Origin of the sequence: Bradyrhizobium sp. SRS-191 (assembly GCF_024586915.1) — a bacterium.
Taxonomy (GTDB): domain Bacteria; phylum Pseudomonadota; class Alphaproteobacteria; order Rhizobiales; family Xanthobacteraceae; genus Bradyrhizobium.
In genome coordinates, this window is record NZ_JANBVS010000026.1 from 15,985 (window position 1) to 34,689 (window position 18,705).

Consider the following 18,705-nt stretch of genomic DNA (forward strand, 5'->3'; position numbering starts at 1 on the left):
CGGATGCCTGCGCTCCGGCTACTCCGCAGCCGCATCGGTGACGATGCCGCCGATGTTCTGCCAGTGCGCGCCGTCGAACTGGATCATCTGCAGCTGCTTGTTGACGCGATAGTCGGTCGGCGACGTCGTGATGCTGATGCCCGGCAGCAGCATGCCGAGCTCGACATGGTCGAGATGCGTGGCCTGCTTCAGCACATTGTCGCGCGTCAGCTCGTCGCCGCATTGCTTCAGCACCTGGACCAGCAGCTCGGCGGTGATGTAGCCATAGACGTTGAAGTTCGAGCCCTTGTCGCCGTCTGGGTAATATTTCTCCATGAAGGCGAGATAGCGCTGCACGCCCGGGTCGCTCTTGAACGCCTCCTCGAGCGGATCCTTGACGTAGCCGACGCTGATCAGGCCCTTGGCGTTCTCCAGCCCCGCCGGCTTCAGCGTCGCGCCCAGCGAATTGGCATTGATGTCGACGATGTGGACCGGCTTCCAGCCGAGCTCGGCGACCTTCTTGATCGCCTGCGCCGCCTGCTTCGGCGTGGAGGCGCTGAACAGCAGGTCGGCGCCGGCGTCCTTCAGCTTGAGGATATGCGAATCGATCGTCGGCTCGGTGATCTCGTACGAGGATTCAGCCACGATCATCTTGCTCGCCTTGTCGCCGAGCCCGGCCTTGAGGCCGGCGAGATAGTCGCGGCCGAGATCGTCGTTCTGGTAGAGCACGCCGATCTTGGCGTCGGGATGGGTCTTGAGAATGTATTGGCCGTAGATGCGGCCCTCGACGACGTAGCTGGGATTGAATCCCATCGTCCAGGGGAAGTTCTTGGGATCGGTGAAGCGCGAGGCGCCGGTGGCCGCGAACAGCTGCGGCACCTTCTTCGTGTTGAGATATTTCTGCACGGCGACGTTCGGCGCAGTGCCGATGATCTGGAACGTCAACAGCACCTCGTCGCTCTCGACCAGCTTGCGCACCTGCTCGACCGTCTTCGGCGGCGAGTAGGCGTCGTCATACTGGATCAGGTTGATCTTGCGGCCGTTCACGCCGCCCTGGTCGTTGACCATCTTCATATAGGCGGCTTGCGCCTTGCCGATGGTGGCATAGGCCGAGGCCGGGCCGCTCAGCGGCACGGTCTGGCCGACCTTGATCTCGCCGTCGCTGGCGCCGGTGTCGTACTTCTTCTCCGCGCCCAATCCCGGCGCGGTCGATGCAAGCAGCAGCGCGAAGGCGGCCAGCGCCGCAAATCCAGTCCTCATGACGGTCAACTCCCTAACGACTTTGTTGTAAAACTCATTCGGCCTTGATGGCGGCGTCGCGGATCACGGCGCTCCATTTCTTGGTCTCATCGGCGATGAACTGGCCGAACGCCGCGGGATCGCGCGGCTGCACGTCGAGGCCTTGTGCGATCAGCTTCTGCTTCACCTCGGGGGCGGCGAGATCGGCGAGGATCTCGCGCGACAGCCGGTCGACGATCGGCTGCGGCGTCGCGCCCGGCGCCATGAAGCCGTACCAGCCCGACGCGACCACGTTCGGCAAGCCCTGCTCGCGCAGCGTCGGCGCCTGCGGATAGATCGGGCTCGGCTCGGCCGAGGCGACGCCGAGCACGCGGAACTGGCCGGCCTGGATGTAGGGCAGCGCCGTGCTGATCGCGGTCAGCGTCGCATCGACGCGACCGGCGAGCAGCTCGGTGTAGGCCATGGAGTCGCCGCGGAAGGGAATATTGAGCCCGGTCACCTTGGCATCGCGGAACAGCAGCTCGGCCGCAAGGTGCGGCTGCGAGCCGGCGCCCGGCGAGGCGAAGGTGAGACCTTCCGGCTTGGACTTGCCGTAGGCGATCAGCTCGGCCAGCGTCTTGAACGGCGCCGTCGCGCTGATCATCAGGAAGATCGGCGCGACGATGGTGCCGGCGACGGGCCGCAGGTCCTTGACGGGATCGTAGGTCAGCTTGCCGAACAGCGCTTCGGCGGTGACATAGGGCGCGGCGGCGTAGAGTAGGGTGTAGCCGTCGGGCGCGGCGCGGGCGACGACGTCGTTAGCAATGCGGCTGCCGGCGCCCGGCTTGTTCTCGATGATGAACTGCTGGCCGAGATGGTGCTCGAACTCGGCGGCGAGGATGCGCAGCGAGATATCGCTGGCGCCGCCTGCGCCATAGGGACAGATCAGCCGGACCATGCGGGTCGGCCAGTCGCCCTGGGCGCGGGCGCGATGGCCATATCCCAGCGCCAACGCGGCGCCTGCGCCGAGCAGGCCGCGGCGCGTCATCCTCGATGAGCTCATCACGCATCTCCCTGTCTGCCGCATCCCATCTGGGCTGCTCCGGCGCGTTGTTTGCCGCGCCTTGTCGTCATTGCCCGCGCCGCGTCAGATCACCTTCCTGCGGGCGAGATCGTCCATCTCCTGGTCTGATAGTCCGAGCCAGCCCTGGTAGACCGCGCGGTTGTCCTGGCCGACATCGCCGGCGGTATGGCGCAGCGCCGTGGCATCGTTGCCGAAGCGCGGCACGACGTTCGACATCGCGACCGAGCCGAAATCGCGATCGGGCACGCGCGTGATCATCTCGCGCGCCACGGCCTGCGGATCGGCGGCGATCTGGTCGATGGCGTAGATCGGCGCGATCGTTCCCTTCGCCGCGGTGAAGCGGGCGAGGACGTCATCCAGATCGCGCGCGGCGCACCAGGCCGCGAAGATCGCGTTGAGCTCGTCGGCGTGCCTCACGCGGGAGGTGTTGTCGGCGAAGCGCGGATCGTCGATCAGATCGGGGCGATCGATGGCGCGGCAGTTGGCGGCGTAGAGCGCGTTGGTCGAACCGGCCAGGGTCACCCAGCGATCATCGCGGGTGCGATAGACGGCGGCGGGCGCCGAATAGCCGTTGGCATTGCCGATCCGGCTGCGGCTGAAGCCGAGCTGGTCGTGCTCGACCGGCAGCACGTCGAGCAGGCGGAACACCGCCTCCGTCAGCGAGAGGTCGATCTCCTCGCCCGGCGCGTTGGGATCACCAGCGCGTTTCCACAATGCGGCCAGCACGCCGAGAGCACCGAATGCGCCGCCGATGGCATCGCCGATCGGATAGCCGGGATGGGTCGGCTCGCCATCCGCTTCGCCGGTGATGTAGGTGAGCCCGCCCATCGCCTCGAAGATGCGGGCAAAGCCCGGGCGGTCCCGGTACGGTCCGTCCTGGCCGAAGGCTGTGGCGCGCAGGATGACGAGGCGCGGCTGGATCGACCACAGCACCTCCTTCGACAATCCCCAGCGGTCGAGCGTGCCGGGACGGAAGTTCTCGATCAGCACGTCGAAGCGTGGCAGCAGCCGCTTGAACAGCGCAAGCCCGTCAGGCGTGCGTAAATCGAGCGTGGCAAAGCTCTTGTTGCGATTGGCGGTCTTCCACCATAGCGGCTTGCCGTCCTTGAACGGCGGGAAGGTGCGGACGCCGTCGCCCTGGCCCGGCATCTCGATCTTGAGAACATCGGCCCCGTAATCGGCGAGCAGCGTGGCGGCGAACGGCGCGGCGATGATCGTCGCGATGTCGAGAACCTGCAAACCTGCGAGCGGCCCGGCCATGGCGTTCTGTGCCTCTCAGCCCGCGTGCGCCGGCATCGGCGTGCGCCTGCTGACCTTGGGCTCGGCCTCGTTGATGAGCGCGCGAATGCTGGCCGCGAGCGCGGTGATGCGCGGACCGATCTCGGCCTCGAGCTGGCCGGGCTGCAGGCGGAAGGCGGGAATGCCGCAATTGATCGCGAAGGCGCGGCCGGAGCTCGCCGCATAGTGCAGCGGCGCGGCGACCGCGTGGATCGCAGGCATGTACTCGCCGACGCAAGTGCAGAAGCCGCGCTCCGCGCATTGCGCGATGCCGCCGAAATAGAGTGCGGAAAAATCGCTCCATTGCTCGGCATCGCCGGCGGCGAGCTGCGCGTCGAAACGAGCGGCCTCATGCGGCGGCAGGATCGACGAGGCGGCGCGCCCCATCGCTGTCGCGAGCACGGTGATCGGCATGCCGATGTCGGGAACATGCGGACCGACGTCGCCGGAGCGCGCCGTCTCCACATACACGACGGAGCTGCCATCGAGCAGGCCGATCGACACCGTGCCGCGCACGCTCGCGGCGAGATCCTGCATCAGCGGCCGCGCGACCTGCCGGAACGGCATGTCGGCAAGCAGCGGATGCGCCATCCGCAGCGCGCGAATCCCGAGGCGATATTTCGCGAGCGCCTGATCGAACGAGAGATAGCCGAGCTCGGCGAGCGTGTGCGTCAGCCGGGCGACCGTCGGCCGCGGAATCCCGGTGCGGATCGAGATGTCCATGTTGCCGAGCACCGCCGATCCCATCCCGAACGCCTCCAGCACGAACAGGCCTTTGGCCAGCGTGGTGGCAAACGCGGCATCGCTGGCGCTGTCGGCCAGCATCGTTTCGACGGCGCGATCGCGGCTGGGGAGAGAGGATCGTGAGACGGCGGTCATGGATCAAGCATGGCCGATGACGGTGGATGAGTCCATATGTTTGTCGAATATATCATATTTCGTCCACTATGTGGACATCAGCCCAGTGTCGACATTCCATCTGTCCCCTGATCGAGGGTTGTGGGAGAGCGGCCGGCCCGCTACCGCTGTCCACCTTAACGTCCGGGAGGAAATCGATGCCGACCTCAGTCAAGCAGATGATGGAAGCCGCCAACGCCGCGGTGCCGAAGATCACGCCGGCCGAGGCGCAGGCGATGATCGCCAAGGGCAACACGCTGGTGCTCGACGTGCGCGATGCGCCGGAGGTCGAGAAGAGCGGCAAGATCGAAGGCGCTCACCACGTCTCGCGCGGCATGCTCGAATTCCGCGCCGACCCGGACTCGCCGTATCACGACAAGGCCTTTACGAAGGACAAGAGCATCATCCTGTATTGCGCGTCCGGCGGCCGCTCGGCGCTGTCGGGAAAGACGCTGAAGGATCTCGGCTACGACAAGGTCTTCAATGTCGGCGCGTTCAAGGATTGGGCCGAGAGCGGCGGCGCGGTCGAGAAGCCGATCGAGCCGGGGATGTAGCTTGTGTGAATGGTGAGGCGAAAGCCTGCTCCAACCACCGCCGTCATCGCGAGCGTAGCGAAGCGATCCAGGGGCAGCACAGACGATGTGCATTTTAGCCCCTGGATTGCTTCGCTACGCTCGCAATGACACGCTGAGGCAGCGGGGCTTACTTCGCAATCTTGCTCCACAGCCAGCGCGCCACCGCCTGCGGCGAGGACTCCGCGTCGCTGCCGGAGGCGCGCAGATTGGCCTGCTGCATCGTCGCGATGTCGATGCGGCCGAGCAGGGGGCGCAAGGCGTCCTGCAGCGCGCGATCGTCGCTGCGCTTCGGCGACAGCAGCAGGATGGCATCGTAAGGCGGGATCGCATGCTTGGGATCGTCGAGCACGACGAGATCGTATTTCGCGATCAGCCCGTCGCTGGTGTAGCCGGCGATGATTTCGACCTCGCCGGAGGCGACCGCGGCGTACATGAAGTCCGGCTGCATCTGGCGCTGGGCGCGGAAGGTGAGGCCGTAGGCGTCGCGTAAGGCGGCCCATTCGGGACGCGAGAAGAACTCGTAGTCGCCGGCGATCGACATCTGCGCGGTATGGCGTGCGAGGTCTTCGATCGAACGGATGCCGAGCGCTTCGGCCTTCTTGCGCGGCATCACCAGCGCATAGGCGTTCTCGAAGCCGAGCTCGCCGAGCAGGATGACCTTGTCCTTGGCGAGATCCTGCTTGAGTGCTGCGAGCAGGGCTTCGCGCGGCAGCTGTTCCTGGTGATGAAACTGATTGGCCCACAACGTGCCGGAATAATCGACATAGGCATCGATGTCGCCGTTCCTCAGCGCCTCATAGATCACGCTCGAGCCGAGCCCGGCGCGCGACGTGGCCGAGAGCCCTGCCGCCTGCAGCCGCTCGCTGATCAGCGCCGACAGCACATACTGCTCGGTGAAGGTCTTTGCGCCGATGACGTAGCGCGCGGATGTGCCGGCGAGCGAGGGCAGCAGGCTGGCGCCGACCATCAACGCGATCGTTGCCGTCCCAAGCCCGACGCGGGCACGGCTGCGCGTGCGCAGCCCATGCTCGATCAGCGCCAGCAACTGATCGACCGCGAGCGCCAGCAAGGCCGCGGCGACGCAGCCGAATACGACCAGCACCCAGTTCTGGGTCTGCAGTCCCGCAAAGATGTAGTTGCCGAGCGAGGTCTGGCCGATCGGCGTCGACAAGGTCGCGGTGCCGATGACCCACACCGCGGCGGTGCGGATGCCGGCCATGATCACCGGCAGAGCGAGCGGCAGCTCGACCATCGTCAGTGCCTGGCGCTCGGTCATGCCGACGCCCTTGGCGGCCTCGATCAGGCCGGCGTCGACGCCATTCAGTCCGGTGATGGTGTTGCGCAGCACCGGCAGCATCGAATACAGCGCCAGCGCCAGCACCGCCGGCAGGAACCCGAATGCGGAGAACGACAGCCCGAACCAGCGCAGGCTCAGCGCGGCCAGCGCCAGCAGCAGCGGGTAGAACAGTGCGAGCAGCGCCAGACCGGGCACGGTCTGCACCACGCTGGCGAGGCCGAGCAGCAGATTGCGCAACGACGGTCTGTTGCGCGCGAGCAGCGCCAATGGAAAGCTTATCACAAGGCCGAGCGCCAGCGCGGCGATGCTGACGCGCAGATGACTGCCGAGATAGTCGGCGAGATGCGACAGCGCCTCGGCAAAGCGCGGATCTGACAACAGGCTCATGCGGCGCCGCTTTCGGGCAGCAGCGCAGCGAGCCGCGCGGCCTGGCGCCGCGGTGTCGACATCAGCTCCGTCACGTAGGGCTCGCGGCTGGCCGCAAGCTCCGCGGCCGTGCCGACCTCGACCAGGCGGCCCGTCCGCATCACCGCAATGCGGTCGGCCAGCAGCAGGGCCTCGGTGATGTCGTGGGTGATCATCAGCGTGGTCAGTCCGAGCTTGTCATGCAGCGCGCGATAGTCGTGACCGAGCGCATCGCGCGTCAGCGGATCGAGGGCGCCGAACGGCTCGTCCATCAGCACGATCCGGGGCTTGGCGGCAAGCGCGCGGGCGACGCCGACGCGCTGGCGCTGGCCGCCCGAGAGCTCGTCGGGTAAGCGGTCGCGATAGGCCTTGCGATCGAGCTGCACGAGGTCGAGCAACTCGTCGACGCGGGGGGCAATCTCGTTGGCCGGCGTGCCCAGCAGCCTCGGCGTGATGCCGACATTGGCCGCAACCGTCATGTGTGGAAACAGCGCGCCGTTCTGGAACACATTGCCGATGCGCCGTCGCAGGGCGACCGGCTCGAGGCCGCCGATGTCCTCGCCGCCGATGCGGATCGTGCCACCGTCCAGCGCGATCAGTCGGTTGGTCAGCCGCAGCAGCGTCGTCTTGCCCGAGCCGGAGCCGCCGACGATCGCCAGGAACTCGCCCTCGGCGATATCGAGCGAGACGTCGTCCACCGCGACCACCGGACCGGGGAAAGTCTTGCGGACACGATCATAGGTGATGAGGGGCGTACGCGGCATGCGGCCTTTCGGGGCGAGGGGCCTCGGCTCCAGACCTAGCACGTCCGAGGGCTGCGTTGAACTTCACGGCGCAAGCGGCTAAGCCGTCCGGGCCATTTTCGGGGAGGAACTTGGACGTGACGCAGTCAACGGCCGCCGCGGTGTCGCTGGAGCGAACGACGGTGGCATTCCGTCTCGCCGGCGGCCGCACCTACACCGCCGTGGAGACGGCCGATCTCGCCGTCGCCGACGGCGAGTTCGTCGCCATCGTCGGGCCGACCGGCTGCGGCAAGTCCACTTTGCTCAACGTCGCGGCCGGCCTGCTCAAGCCGGCGGCCGGCAGTGTCCGCATCTTCGGCCAGCCGCTGGCAGGCCTCAATCGCGAGGCCGGCTACCTGTTCCAGGCCGATGCGCTGTTTCCTTGGAAGACCGCACTGGAGAATGTCGCGATCGGGCTCGTGGTCGCGGGCACGCCGGCCGCCGAGGCCGCCGTCAAGGCGCAGCAATGGCTCACCTCGGTCGGCCTCGGCGCCTTCGGCAATCGCTATCCGCACATGCTCTCCGGCGGCCAGCGCAAGCGCGTCGGCCTCGCCCAGGTCTTGATCCGCAATCCCCGGATCATCCTGATGGACGAGCCGTTCGGTCCGCTGGACGCGCAGACCCGGCAGATCATGGGCAATCTTCTGCTCGATCTCTGGAACGCCGACCGCAAAGCGGTGCTGTTCGTGACCCATGACCTGGAAGAGGCGATCGCGCTCGCCGACCGCGTCGTCATCATGTCGGCGGGACCGGCCTCGCGCATCATCGGCGATTGGCGCGTGACCCTGCCGCGCCCGCGCGACATCTTCGAGGTGCGCATGAAGCACGAGTTCCACGAGCTGCATCGCGAGATCTGGCAGACGCTGAAGGCCGAGGTCGAGAAGACCTACAAGCAGGCGGAGGCGGTGTGATGTCGCGCCTCGGTCTGCTCGCGCTGCAATTGCTGGTCGCGATCGTCGCCATTGCCTTGTGGCAGTTCTTCGCCACCGTGCCGGTGTTCGGCCGCATTCTGCTGCCGCCGTTCTTCTTCTCCAACCCGGTCGACGTCTTCAGCCAGGTCGTCAAATGGTTCTCGACCGGCGCGATCTGGAAGCATCTCGCGATCACCTTGTGGGAGTCCATCCTGGCCTTCGCGATCGGCTCGCTCGGCGGCGTGCTGGTCGGCTTCTGGTTCGCGCGCAAGCCGCTGGTCGCCGCAGTGTTCGATCCCTACGTCAAGATGGCCAACGCGCTGCCGCGCGTGGTGCTGGCGCCGATCTTCACGCTGTGGCTGGGCCTCGGGATCTGGTCCAAGGTCGCGCTCGGCGTCACGCTCGTGTTCTTCATCGTCTTCTTCAACGTCTATCAGGGCGTGAAGGAGGTCTCGACCGTGGTGCGCGACAACGCGCGCATGCTGGGCATGAGCGAGCGCCAGCTGATGCGCCATGTCTATTGGCCGTCGGCGCTGTCCTGGATGTTCTCCTCGCTGCACACCTCCGTCGGCTTCGCCGTGGTCGGCGCCGTCGTCGGCGAATATCTCGGCTCGGCTGCCGGCCTCGGCTACCTCATCCAGCAGGCCGAAGGCGTGTTCGACGTCGCCGGCGTGTTCGCCGGCATGTTCGTGCTGTCGGCCTTCGTCATCCTGATCGACATCTGCGTCACGCTGGTGGAACGGCGGCTCTTGGTGTGGCGGCCGGATGCGGCGGATGGGCGATGAGGGCAGTGCTCTCACGCCACCCTCCGCTGTCGTCCCCGCGAACGCGGGGACCCATAACCCCAGGGAGCGGTTTGGGGCAGGCGGGAGGACCAGTCTTTTCTCACCGCGAGATCACGCGGTATGGGTCCCTCCGTTCGCCGGGACGACGGCGGAGGTTGTGGCCGGCCGATGCGCGAATGACGCCATCGGACTCGGTGCTTCGACACCCTCCGCTGTCGTCCCCGCGAACGCGGGGACCCATAACCCCAGGGAGTGGTTTGAGGCAGCGGGACGACCAGTGTTATTCCACCGCGGCATCACGCGGTATGGGTCCCTGCGTTCGCAGGGACGACAGCGGAGGATCTGGCCGCCTTCTCAACTCCACCGCACAGGCCTAGTCTGATCGACAACACGAACGGAGGAAACAACATGAACAAGATCATCGGCCGGGTCACCGGCGCGCTGCTGGCGCTCACGCTCAGCACTGGGCTCGCCAGCGCGGCAAACAAGGTCACCATCGCAGTCGGCGGCGGCGCCTGCCTGTGCTATCTGCCGACGGTGCTGGCCAAGCAGCTCGGCGAGTATGAGAAGGCCGGGCTCGACGTCGAGCTGGTCGATCTCAAGGGCGGCTCGGATGCGCTGAAGGCCGTGCTCGGCGGCAGCGCCGATGTGGTCTCCGGCTATTTCGACCATTGCGTCAATCTCGCCGCCAAGAAGCAGGAGATGCAGTCGTTCGTGGTGTACGACCGCTATCCCGGCCTGGTGCTCGTCGTGGCGCCGTCGCACAACAAGGAGATCAACTCGATCAAGGATCTCGCCGGCAAGAAGGTCGGCGTCAGCGCGCCGGGCTCCTCGACCGACTTCTTCCTGAAGTACATGCTTAAGAAGAACGGTCTCGATCCCGCAGGCACTGCGGTGATCGGCGTCGGCCTCGGCGCCACCGCGGTCGCGGCCATGCAGCAGGGCCAGATCGACGCGGCAGTCATGCTCGATCCGTCGGTGACGGTGCTGCAGGGCGCCTATCCGGACCTCAAGATTCTCTCCGACACCCGCACCCAGCACGACACGCTGGAGGTGTTCGGCGGCGAGTATCCCGGCGGCGCGCTGTATTCGACGGTCGCCTGGATCGCCGGCCATGAGAAGGAGACGCAGGCCCTGACGAACGCCATCCTTGCGACCATCGCCTGGATCCACGCGCATACGCCGGAGGAGATCATGGCCAAGATGCCGGAGGAGCTGGTCGGCAAGGACAAGGCGCTGTATCTGGCCGCGCTGAAGAACACCATTCCGATGTATTCGCAGACCGGCAAGATGGACCCGAAGGGCGCCGAGGCCGTGCTGGCGGTGTTCTCGACCGGCTCGCCTGATGTCGCCAAGGCCAATATCGACGTCAGCAAGACCTTCACCAACAAGTTCGTCGAGCAGGCGAAGGGCGCGAAATAAGGGATGACCGAGGTCGTCATCCATCGCGTCACCGCGCTCGACCTCAAGGTCGAGCCGTGGGACTGGCCGTTCGCGCATGAGCGCCGCGATGACATCGCGGCGCATTTCGCCGAGCGGCAGCGCGAGAAGCCCGGCCTCTGGAATGGACGCATCCTGCTCGGACGCGACGCGCGCTTCGCTGACGGGCAGTTCTCGGCGAGCTACTTCGAGACCGACTTCGCAAGCCTGCTGGCGTGGCGCGACTGGGGCTTTCCGGACCGCACCGCCTTCAACGGCTTCGGCATGGGCGCGCTGCGCTCCGCCGACGGTGCGTTCGTGCTCGGCGAGATGGGCGCGCACACCGCCAATGCCGGGCGGCTGTATTTCCCGGCCGGCACGCCCGATCTCGACGACGTCGATGGCGGCACGCTCGATCTTGCGTCCAATGTCGCGCGCGAGGTCGAGGAGGAGACCGGGCTGACGCCGGCGGACTATCGCGCCTCGGCGCATTGGGACTGCGTCGTCACCGGCGCCACGATTGCCCTGATGCGCGTGCTCGACGCGGCCGAGACCGGGGAGGTCCTGCAGCGTCGCATCGAAGCGAATCTCGCCGCGCAGGACGAGCCGGAACTTGCAGGCGTCCGGCTGGTTCGAAGCAGGGACGATCTGACGGCGGCGATGCCGCGTTTCGTCACCGCCTTTCTCGAAACCCAGTTCAGCGCCGGAGAGCCTTCCGCATGAGCAAGAAAGCCCGCACGCTTGCCACCGAGCTCGACGCCTACATCTCGCCGTTCCGGATCGACGGCGGGCACAAGTTTCATCTCAAGTCGCACAAGACCAAGGTGAAGGGCGGGCTCGACAAGGAGCAGGGCGAGGCGATCATCGAGGAGAACCGCAAGCGGCTCTCCGACTTCCAGGAGAAGTTGTACGCGCAGGACCGCTGGTCGGTGCTGGTGCTGCTGCAGGGCATGGACGCCTCGGGCAAGGATAGCGCGATCAAGAGCATCTTCGAGGGCGTCAATCCGCAGGGCTGCGAGGTGACCTCGTTCAAGCAGCCGACCTCCAAGGAGCTCGATCACGACTTCATGTGGCGCACGGTGCTTGCGCTGCCCGAGCGCGGCCGCATCGGCATCTTCGACCGTTCCTACTATGAGGAATGCCTGGTCACGCGCGTGCATCCGGAAGTCCTGAAAGCCGAGAAGCTGCCGCCAAAGCTCGTCACCAAGAACATCTGGCGCGAGCGCTTCGAGGACATCTCCGCCTTCGAGCGCTACCTTACGCGCAACGGCACGGTGATCCTGAAGTTCTTCCTCAACATCTCCAAGGAGGAGCAGCGCGAGCGCTTCCTCGACCGGCTCGAGCAGCCGGCGAAGAACTGGAAGTTCTCGATGGGCGACGTCACCGAGCGCGCCAAGTGGCAGCGCTACCAGGCCGTCTATCAGGACATCGTGCGCCACACCTCGACGCCCTATGCGCCATGGCACGTGGTGCCGGCCGACCACAAATGGTTCGCCCGCGTCGTCATCGGCTCGACCATCGTCGCCGCGCTCGAAAGCCTCGACCTGCATTTCCCACGCGTCGACCCGGCCTCGCTGGCCGAGTTCAAGGCGGTGCGCAAGGCGCTGGAGAACGAGGGCAAAAGCGGGAAGAAGGACTGAGGGCGCTCAGCACCAGCCGCATCTCTCACCATTCGGCAGCGCTGCTTAACTCGTCATGCCCGGGCTTGACCCGGGCATCCATCCGCTCATGAAGCCATTCAAGAAGCTGGATGGCCGGGTCAAGCCCGGCCATGACGGAGCATTGAGCTGGGTGCTCGCTTGCTCTCATCATCGAACAAGAGGGAGAATTGACGGCCAGTCCGGACGCGCCGACTGGCCGTCTCACCTCACGCCGCGCCGGCTTGCCGTGTCTCTTCCATCTGCAGGAAGCGCTGCTCGAATTCCGCTGCCGGCATTGGCTTGCCGAAATGATAGCCCTGGCCCTGCTCGCAGCCGAGCCGGAGCAGGAACTCGGCGGTGGCCTGGTTCTCGATGCCCTCGGCGATCACGGAGAGGCCGAGCTGCTTGCTGAGGCTCACCGTCGAGCCGACGATCGCGGCGTCGTCGGTCTGCGTCAGCACGTCGCGGACGAAGGAACGATCGATCTTGAGGCCGTCGAGCGGAAACTTCTTGAGATAGCTGAGGCTCGCATAGCCGGTGCCGAAATCATCGAACACCAGGCTCACGCCGAGCGCCTGCAGGCGGTTGAAGGTCTGCAGCACGCCGGGCTCGTCATGCAGCAGGATGTCCTCGGTGACTTCGAGCTCGAGCAGGCCGGGCGACAGCCCGGTCACGGTGAGCAGCTTGCTGACGAAGGCCGCGAGGTCGCCCGACTGGAATTGTGACGGCGAGAGATTGACGCCGACGCGGACCTCCTGGCCGGCCAGCTGCCACTCCCGCGCCTGCCGGCACGCCGTCGCCATCACCCAGGTCGCAACAGCCTCCGACAGCGGCGAGGTGTTGACGACCGGAATGAAATCGCCTGGCGGCACGAGTCCGCGCGTCGGATGCCGCCAGCGGATCAAGGCCTCGGCGCCGATCACGCGCCCGCTCAGCAGATCGACCTGGGGCTGGTAGAACAGCTCGAATTCGTGCCGCTCCACCGCAAGCGCAAGCTCGGCCTCGAGCGTCAGCCGCTGCTCGAGCTGCTGGCGGATCGCGCTCTCGAAAATCACGTGGCTGCTGCGTCCGTCGGTCTTGGCGCGGCACAAAGCGAGATGGGCGTTGCTGAGCAGCTCGTCCGCCGTGTGCCCGCCCTCGGGATGAACCGCAACGCCGAGGCTGACCTTGACGCGTTGCTGGCGGCCCGCGGCTTCCAGCGGCGCATCGAACAGCCGCCCGAGATGTTCGGCGAGCTCGGCCACGGTGCCGCCGATCGCGGAGCAGGGAATGGCGACGGCGAATTCGTCGCCGCTGAGACGGGCGACGCGGCCCATCCTGCCGATCTCGGCGCGGAGCCGCTCGGCCGCCGCGCGCAACACGCTGTCGCCGAAGCTGTGGCCGAGCATGTCGTTGATGTGCTGGAAGGCATCGAGGCCGATCACCAGCAGTACGACCCGATCGGCGGCGCCATCCGCCGTCTCGATCATGGCCGCGAGCTCGGTCTGCAGCGTGTTGCGGTTGATCAGCGCGGTCAGCGTGTCATGCTCGGCGAGATAACGAATACGTTCGGCCTCGCGCTTGCGCAGCGAGATATCGCGCAGGATCACGCCATATTGCAGGCCGTCGGCGCCGTGCCAGGCCGAGAAGCTCGCCTCGACCGGAAACACCTCGCCGTCCTTGCGGCGGCCGTCGAACTCGACGCTGGCTCCGCCGGGCAGCAGGGTGGCCGGCAGCGCCGCCTCTTCCCGCGGGAAGAGGTCGTCGGCCGCGCAATCCGCGCGCAGGCGCGCGAAGGGCTGGCCGATGATCTCGTCGGCGCCGTAGCCGAAGATTGCGACCGCACCGGGATTCCACACCGTGATCCGCTGGTGCTGGTCGGTGCACACCAGGCCGTCGCCGATCGACATCGCGATCCGCTCGAAGCGGCTTTCGGCGACATGCCGCAGCAGGCCGCGGAAGTCGATCTCGTCGAGCGCGGTGGCGGTGAGATAGGCGACCAGCGCGATCTGCAGCAACGACGTGTCGAGCACCAGCGCGTAGCGGTCGTGCAGCACCAGCGCGATCGTCTCGATGCCGACGCCGATCAGCACGATCAGCAGGCCGCGCCTCGCCGCGGAAAGCCGCCGCCAGCTGGCCAGCATGACCACCACGATCAGCAGCAGGGCGGCGACGGTCGCAACCGTCGTGGTCTTGAGCAAGGTGCGATGCTGCAGGATCGATTCCGCCGCCAGCGCCTGCAGCACGACGCCGGGCAGGACGCGCCCGTTCGGCACGCTGTAGTAGTCGCCGAGCTCGATCGCGGTCGCGCCGACGATCACGCGCTTGTTCTTGATCGCGGCCAGCGCGTCCGGGTTGCCGCGGAGGACGTCGACATACGAGACTTTCGGCAGCGACGACGGATCGATGCCGTAGTCGATCAGGAATGAGCTGTCCTTGACCGCGCTGCTGCCGGCGAGGAAGGCTCCGAAGGACTGCACGAACGTCCTGTCATGGCCGTATTCGCAATATTCGCCGAAGGCGTAGCTCCTGACGCGGCCGTCACGGGCGACCTCCACGTTTACGAGTGCGGACCACGCCAGCTGCTCGAATTGCGGCAGCGGCCGGTTGACGTGAATGGCCGTTCCCTGCTGCGTCCCGTTGAGCTGCCTGAAGGCGGGCAGGACGACCGCGCCCTTGGCATTCTGTAGCGCGTCCTGGAAGGCCCGGTCGCCCGCCGCGTCCGAGGGCGAGCTGAAGTCGACATCGAAGGCGACATCGCGAACGCCGGCGCGCTGCAGCTGGTCGAGGAGGCGGGCATGGGTGGTGCGTGGCCACGGCCAGATGCCGAGGGCCTCGATCGAGCCGGGGTCGATCGTCACGACCGCGATCTCGCCGCTCGCAGGATGCTTGTTCAGCCGAAAGCGCAGATCGACGAGCGCGTTGCCGAGCAGCTCGTTGCAGCCGGACAGGCCCACCGTGAGCAGCGCAACGACGACCAGAATATGCGGCATGAACCGCCTGAACATGCCCCCTCCCGCCTGTTCGCGGACGGGCTTGTCGTCCCGTGTCCGCGATCCCGGATTCATTGTTGTCTCCCCACCTCCAGGGCGTGCATTCGTCCTGGGAGTTCTGCTTGCATCACGACGATGGCATCCCCGGCAGCGGACGCATCGCTTCAGTTCTTGTTGTGACCGTAAGCGTAGGCATTGCCGTTACCGCTATTGCCATTGCCGTTGTTGCCGTGGCCGCTGCTGCCGTTCCCACTGTTCCCGCGACCGTTGCTGTTGTCGCTATTTCCACGACCGTTGCCATTGCCGCTGTTGCCGTTCCCGCTATCGTTGCTGCCGTGGCTGCTTCCGTTTCCTCGTCCGCCGCCGTTGCCGCCACTGTCGCCAGCGCTGTTGCCGTTCCCACTGTTCGTCGCGTTGGCGCTGGCGGAGCCGCTTGGCGAGCCGACCGCCGCGGTCAAGGCGGCGGCAAACGAGGAATCTCCCGCGGTGCCGCCCGTGGTCGGCGAGTTGCCTGCCGCGTTGCCGCTATTGCCTCTCGCGTCGGTCCAGGCGGTGCTTCGTCCTGCGCCGTTGGCCGCGGCGTTTGCGCCATGCGCGAGGCCGCGCGTCGCCTTGTTGATGTTGAGATTGACCTCGCCGATCGAACTGGAGATCCGGACCACGTTCGGCCGCGCCGCGACGGACGTCGTCGCGGAGCGTTGCGGTGCCAAGGCGACGGACCGCATCGAGCCGGCATTGCCGTTGAGCGCGTGGATCACGCTGCCCTTGGCCTCGCGCGGCGCATGCAGGCCATCGCGCGGCACCGGAACCCGGTCGAGCGTCGGGGTGCGCGGACGGCCCTGCTCGATCGGCATGAAGGTGCCGCTGCCGGAGAGGTTGAGGCCCGACCGGCCGTTGGCGAATGCGGTCGCTGCCTGGCCGGGCAGCACCTGGGCGATCTGTCCACTCTTGAAGTCGGAGACCTGCACCTGGCCGCGGCTGACCTCGACCTTGGCGGTGCGGCCCGAGATCGTGACGCTGAACTGCGTGCCCTTCACGACGGCGGCGAGATAAGGCGTCTCGACCTCGAAATGCTGCACGTTGCGCTTCTCGACATCGAGCAGGATCGAGCCGGCGCGCTGCAGGATCGTGGTCGCCATGCCGTCCTTGGCGGCGGCGGGGAGGCCGACCTCCGAGTTCGGCGCGATCATCATCGTCTCGGCGCCGCGCGTCAGGCGCACGCGTCCGTTCGGACCGGTGCGGATGGTGTCGCCCGGCTTGAGGGCGTCCTCGCGGCCGAGCGAAACCTGCGCCGCCCCCTGCGTGGCGACCCAGACCTCACCGGATGATTTGCTCACCAGCCACGGCTCACCGTCCGCGGCGAAAGCAACCGGCGTCGCGCCGAAGAGGCACGCGGCGATCAGTCCCGATCTCAGGAGGCGCTTGGATGACATGGCACGAACTCGCGTCGTTGGCAGCCTTTGAAACTAATCCAAATGTTTCAAGAGACCCTTAGGAGTTGCAGCGGTGTTTCCTTCACGCGTTTACGCTTCATTGACCTTAACAAATTAAGAACGAACCATGGGTCGCCGTTGTGTCGGAAGCGTTGGGAGGTCTGCGGAGCGGCGCGCCGAGGCGATCGCGCCGCATGGCGTGCGCCTGCGTCACCGCGTCATCGCTGCGGCCGGTGTCTCCCTGGCGGCGGCCCTGGTCACGAGCGGCGTCCATGCGCAGCAGGTCAGCCAGCCGGGCTTCGATCCGCGTCAGACCGAGAAGTATTTCGACGAGCAGTCGCGTTCGCCGCAGCCGGCGCCGTCGCGCCCGCGCGCGCCTCAGTTCAGCACGCAGGGTGGGGGCGATCATAAGCCTTTGTTCACCATGCGCGGCGTCATCCTGACGGGAACCTCGGCACTCCCAGCCGAGCAGCTCGCCGCGACCTATCAGCCGTATATCGGCAAGCCGGTCTCGCAGGCCGACCTCGCCGCGATCGCATCAGCGATCAGCGATCAGTACCGCGCCGCCGGGTTCCATCTCAGCCGGGCGATCATTCCGCCGCAGGACATCAGCAACGGCCGGGTGCGGATCCAGGTCATCGAAGGCAGCATCACCGAGGTGACGCTGAAGGGCGAGGGCGCGGAGGAGTTCGGCATCCGGCCGATGCTCGGCCCGGTGCTCGCCGAGCAGCCGTCGCGGCTTGCGACGCTCGAGCGTCAGCTGCTGCTGATCAACAGCCGCGGCGGCGTGCGCCTGGTCGATTCCGCGCTGGAGGAGATCGGCGGAGCCACCGGCCGCTTCCGCCTCGTGCTCGAGCTCAAGACCTGGCACGTCTACGGCTTTACGGGGCTGGACAATCTGGGCTCGTCGACCGTCGGTCCCTGGCAAAGCTACGCCACGGCGGCGTTCAACTCCTATCTGTTGCCGGGCGACACGCTCACCGCCAATCTGTCGACCACCCCCGGCGATCCGCGCCAGCTGGTGTTCGGACGCCTGTCCTACGACGTGCCGGTCGGCACCGATGGTGTCCATGTCGGCGCGTCGGCGCTGTATAGCGAGGTGCGGCCGGGCGACATCAGGCGGCGCTTCAACGACAACACCGTCACCGAGACGGTCGAGCTTCGCGGCGGCTTCGCGCCGATCCAGTCGCAGTCCGCCTCGTTGAACCTGACGGTCGCCGCGGCCTTCAGCGATGTCACCGAGCGCGACGTGTTCGGCATCTGGTATCGCGACCGCATCCGGACGCTGACCTTCACCGGCGATTATCGCTGGAAGGATGAGCTCGGCGGCGACAGCTATCTGACCCTGGCCTACCGGCAGGGGCTCAACGGCTTCGGGGCGACACCGGCCGGCGATATCCTGGCCTCGCGCCCCGACGCATCGCCGAGCTTCTCCGTCGTCAACGGCTGGTTCACGCGCTACCAGACGTTGTCGGATGCTTGGTCGCTGAAGATCGCCGCCGCCGGCCAGCTCGCATCGGGGCCACTGTACAATTCGCAGCAATTCTATCTCGGCGGCCTGTCCTATGGCCGCGGCTATGGCAGCGCCGAGCTCAGCGGCGACAATGCCGTCGCCGGCACGTTCGAGGTCCGCTTCGAGCAGAAGCCGGACTGGACCTACCTGAAGAGCTATCAGCTCTACGGCTTCTTCGATGCCGGGCTGGCCTGGAACTATGGCTTCCGCCCCTCGGACGGCGTGGCGCTGACCTCGGCCGGCGGCGGCGTCCGTTTCACCTTCCCGAACGACTGGCGAGCGGATCTCGGCGTCGCCGTCCCGCTCGGCTACCGCGCCCCCGACAACACGCAGCGCAGCGCGCGCTTCCTGCTGTCGCTGTCGAGCGTGCTCAAGCTGTGCCCGCAACGCGGGCAGGGGCCGTGCATCTGAGAGAGGGGCGGCGGCGGCAGCAAGGATCCGTTTCTTCCATAGACGGCCTTTGATTTGTACACGGAAGCAATATCTGGCAAGCTATCGCAGAACGTGAGGCCGCCGT

The 18,705-nt window shown here is 66.7% G+C and carries 15 protein-coding genes; 7 read left to right on the forward strand and 8 right to left on the reverse strand.

What is annotated here, in order from left to right; translation table 11 throughout:
* Positions 1–18: 18 nt before the first annotated feature.
* The 4 genes from NLR35_RS31020 to NLR35_RS31035 all read right to left on the reverse strand — a co-directional run bounded on the left by NLR35_RS31020 (position 19) and on the right by NLR35_RS31035 (position 4,438).
* Entirely contained in the window at positions 19–1,239 is a 1,221-nt protein-coding gene (locus NLR35_RS31020) for an ABC transporter substrate-binding protein (protein WP_257170346.1), read from the reverse strand.
* Between the two features lie 34 nt (positions 1,240–1,273).
* Positions 1,274–2,260, reverse strand: a complete 987-nt coding sequence (locus NLR35_RS31025; protein ID WP_257170347.1) for a tripartite tricarboxylate transporter substrate binding protein — start codon at positions 2,258–2,260, stop codon at positions 1,274–1,276.
* Positions 2,261–2,344: 84 nt separating this feature from the next.
* The gene (locus tag NLR35_RS31030) at positions 2,345–3,541 is read right to left on the reverse strand and encodes a CaiB/BaiF CoA-transferase family protein (RefSeq protein ID WP_257170348.1); all 1,197 of its coding nucleotides are present in this window, start codon (positions 3,539–3,541) and stop codon (positions 2,345–2,347) included.
* A gap of 15 nt (positions 3,542–3,556) precedes the next feature.
* Positions 3,557–4,438 (reverse strand): IclR family transcriptional regulator, encoded by an 882-nt coding sequence (locus tag NLR35_RS31035; RefSeq protein WP_257170349.1) that lies wholly within the window; start codon positions 4,436–4,438, stop codon positions 3,557–3,559.
* A 176-nt stretch (positions 4,439–4,614) separates the two neighbouring features.
* On the opposite strand from NLR35_RS31035, the gene NLR35_RS31040 reads away from it, so the two are divergent.
* Complete coding sequence (locus NLR35_RS31040) at positions 4,615–5,010, forward strand: rhodanese-like domain-containing protein (protein WP_257170350.1); 396 nt, start codon at positions 4,615–4,617, stop codon at positions 5,008–5,010.
* Positions 5,011–5,158: 148 nt separating this feature from the next.
* Here NLR35_RS31040 and NLR35_RS31045 read toward each other — a convergent pair whose 3' ends face one another.
* Together NLR35_RS31045 and NLR35_RS31050 are read right to left on the reverse strand one after the other, a co-directional pair.
* Positions 5,159–6,715, reverse strand: coding sequence for an ABC transporter permease/substrate-binding protein (locus NLR35_RS31045; protein ID WP_257170351.1), 1,557 nt, complete (start codon positions 6,713–6,715; stop codon positions 5,159–5,161).
* On the reverse strand, positions 6,712–7,497 hold the full coding sequence (locus NLR35_RS31050; protein ID WP_257170352.1) for an ATP-binding cassette domain-containing protein: 786 nt from the start codon (positions 7,495–7,497) through the stop codon (positions 6,712–6,714). Before NLR35_RS31050 ends, NLR35_RS31045 begins: the two co-directional genes overlap by 4 nt.
* Positions 7,498–7,613: 116 nt before the next feature.
* On the opposite strand from NLR35_RS31050, the gene NLR35_RS31055 reads away from it, so the two are divergent.
* The 5 genes from NLR35_RS31055 (at position 7,614) to NLR35_RS31075 (ending at position 12,270) form a co-directional block, all read left to right on the forward strand.
* Positions 7,614–8,426, forward strand: coding sequence for an ABC transporter ATP-binding protein (locus NLR35_RS31055; protein ID WP_257170353.1), 813 nt, complete (start codon positions 7,614–7,616; stop codon positions 8,424–8,426).
* On the forward strand, positions 8,426–9,211 hold the full coding sequence (locus tag NLR35_RS31060) for an ABC transporter permease (protein ID WP_257170354.1): 786 nt from the start codon (positions 8,426–8,428) through the stop codon (positions 9,209–9,211). The genes NLR35_RS31055 and NLR35_RS31060 overlap by 1 nt, the downstream gene beginning before the upstream one ends.
* Positions 9,212–9,619: 408 nt before the next feature.
* Positions 9,620–10,633, forward strand: a complete 1,014-nt coding sequence (locus NLR35_RS31065) for an ABC transporter substrate-binding protein (RefSeq protein WP_257170355.1) — start codon at positions 9,620–9,622, stop codon at positions 10,631–10,633.
* 3 nt (positions 10,634–10,636) lie between these two features.
* Entirely contained in the window at positions 10,637–11,353 is a 717-nt protein-coding gene (locus tag NLR35_RS31070; protein ID WP_257170356.1) for an NUDIX hydrolase, read from the forward strand.
* The gene (locus NLR35_RS31075; RefSeq protein ID WP_257170357.1) at positions 11,350–12,270 is read left to right on the forward strand and encodes a polyphosphate kinase 2 family protein; all 921 of its coding nucleotides are present in this window, start codon (positions 11,350–11,352) and stop codon (positions 12,268–12,270) included. The genes NLR35_RS31070 and NLR35_RS31075 overlap by 4 nt, the downstream gene beginning before the upstream one ends.
* A 227-nt stretch (positions 12,271–12,497) precedes the next feature.
* Here the strand turns inward: NLR35_RS31075 and NLR35_RS31080 are convergent, their stop codons facing one another.
* Positions 12,498–15,257 (reverse strand): EAL domain-containing protein, encoded by a 2,760-nt coding sequence (locus NLR35_RS31080; protein WP_257170358.1) that lies wholly within the window; start codon positions 15,255–15,257, stop codon positions 12,498–12,500.
* A 149-nt stretch (positions 15,258–15,406) separates the two neighbouring features.
* Entirely contained in the window at positions 15,407–16,675 is a 1,269-nt protein-coding gene (locus NLR35_RS31085; RefSeq protein ID WP_257170359.1) for a FecR family protein, read from the reverse strand.
* A 127-nt stretch (positions 16,676–16,802) separates the two neighbouring features.
* Between NLR35_RS31085 and NLR35_RS31090 the strand changes: the two genes are divergently transcribed.
* Complete coding sequence (locus tag NLR35_RS31090; RefSeq protein WP_257170360.1) at positions 16,803–18,599, forward strand: ShlB/FhaC/HecB family hemolysin secretion/activation protein; 1,797 nt, start codon at positions 16,803–16,805, stop codon at positions 18,597–18,599.
* The last annotated feature ends 106 nt before the right edge of the window (positions 18,600–18,705 follow it).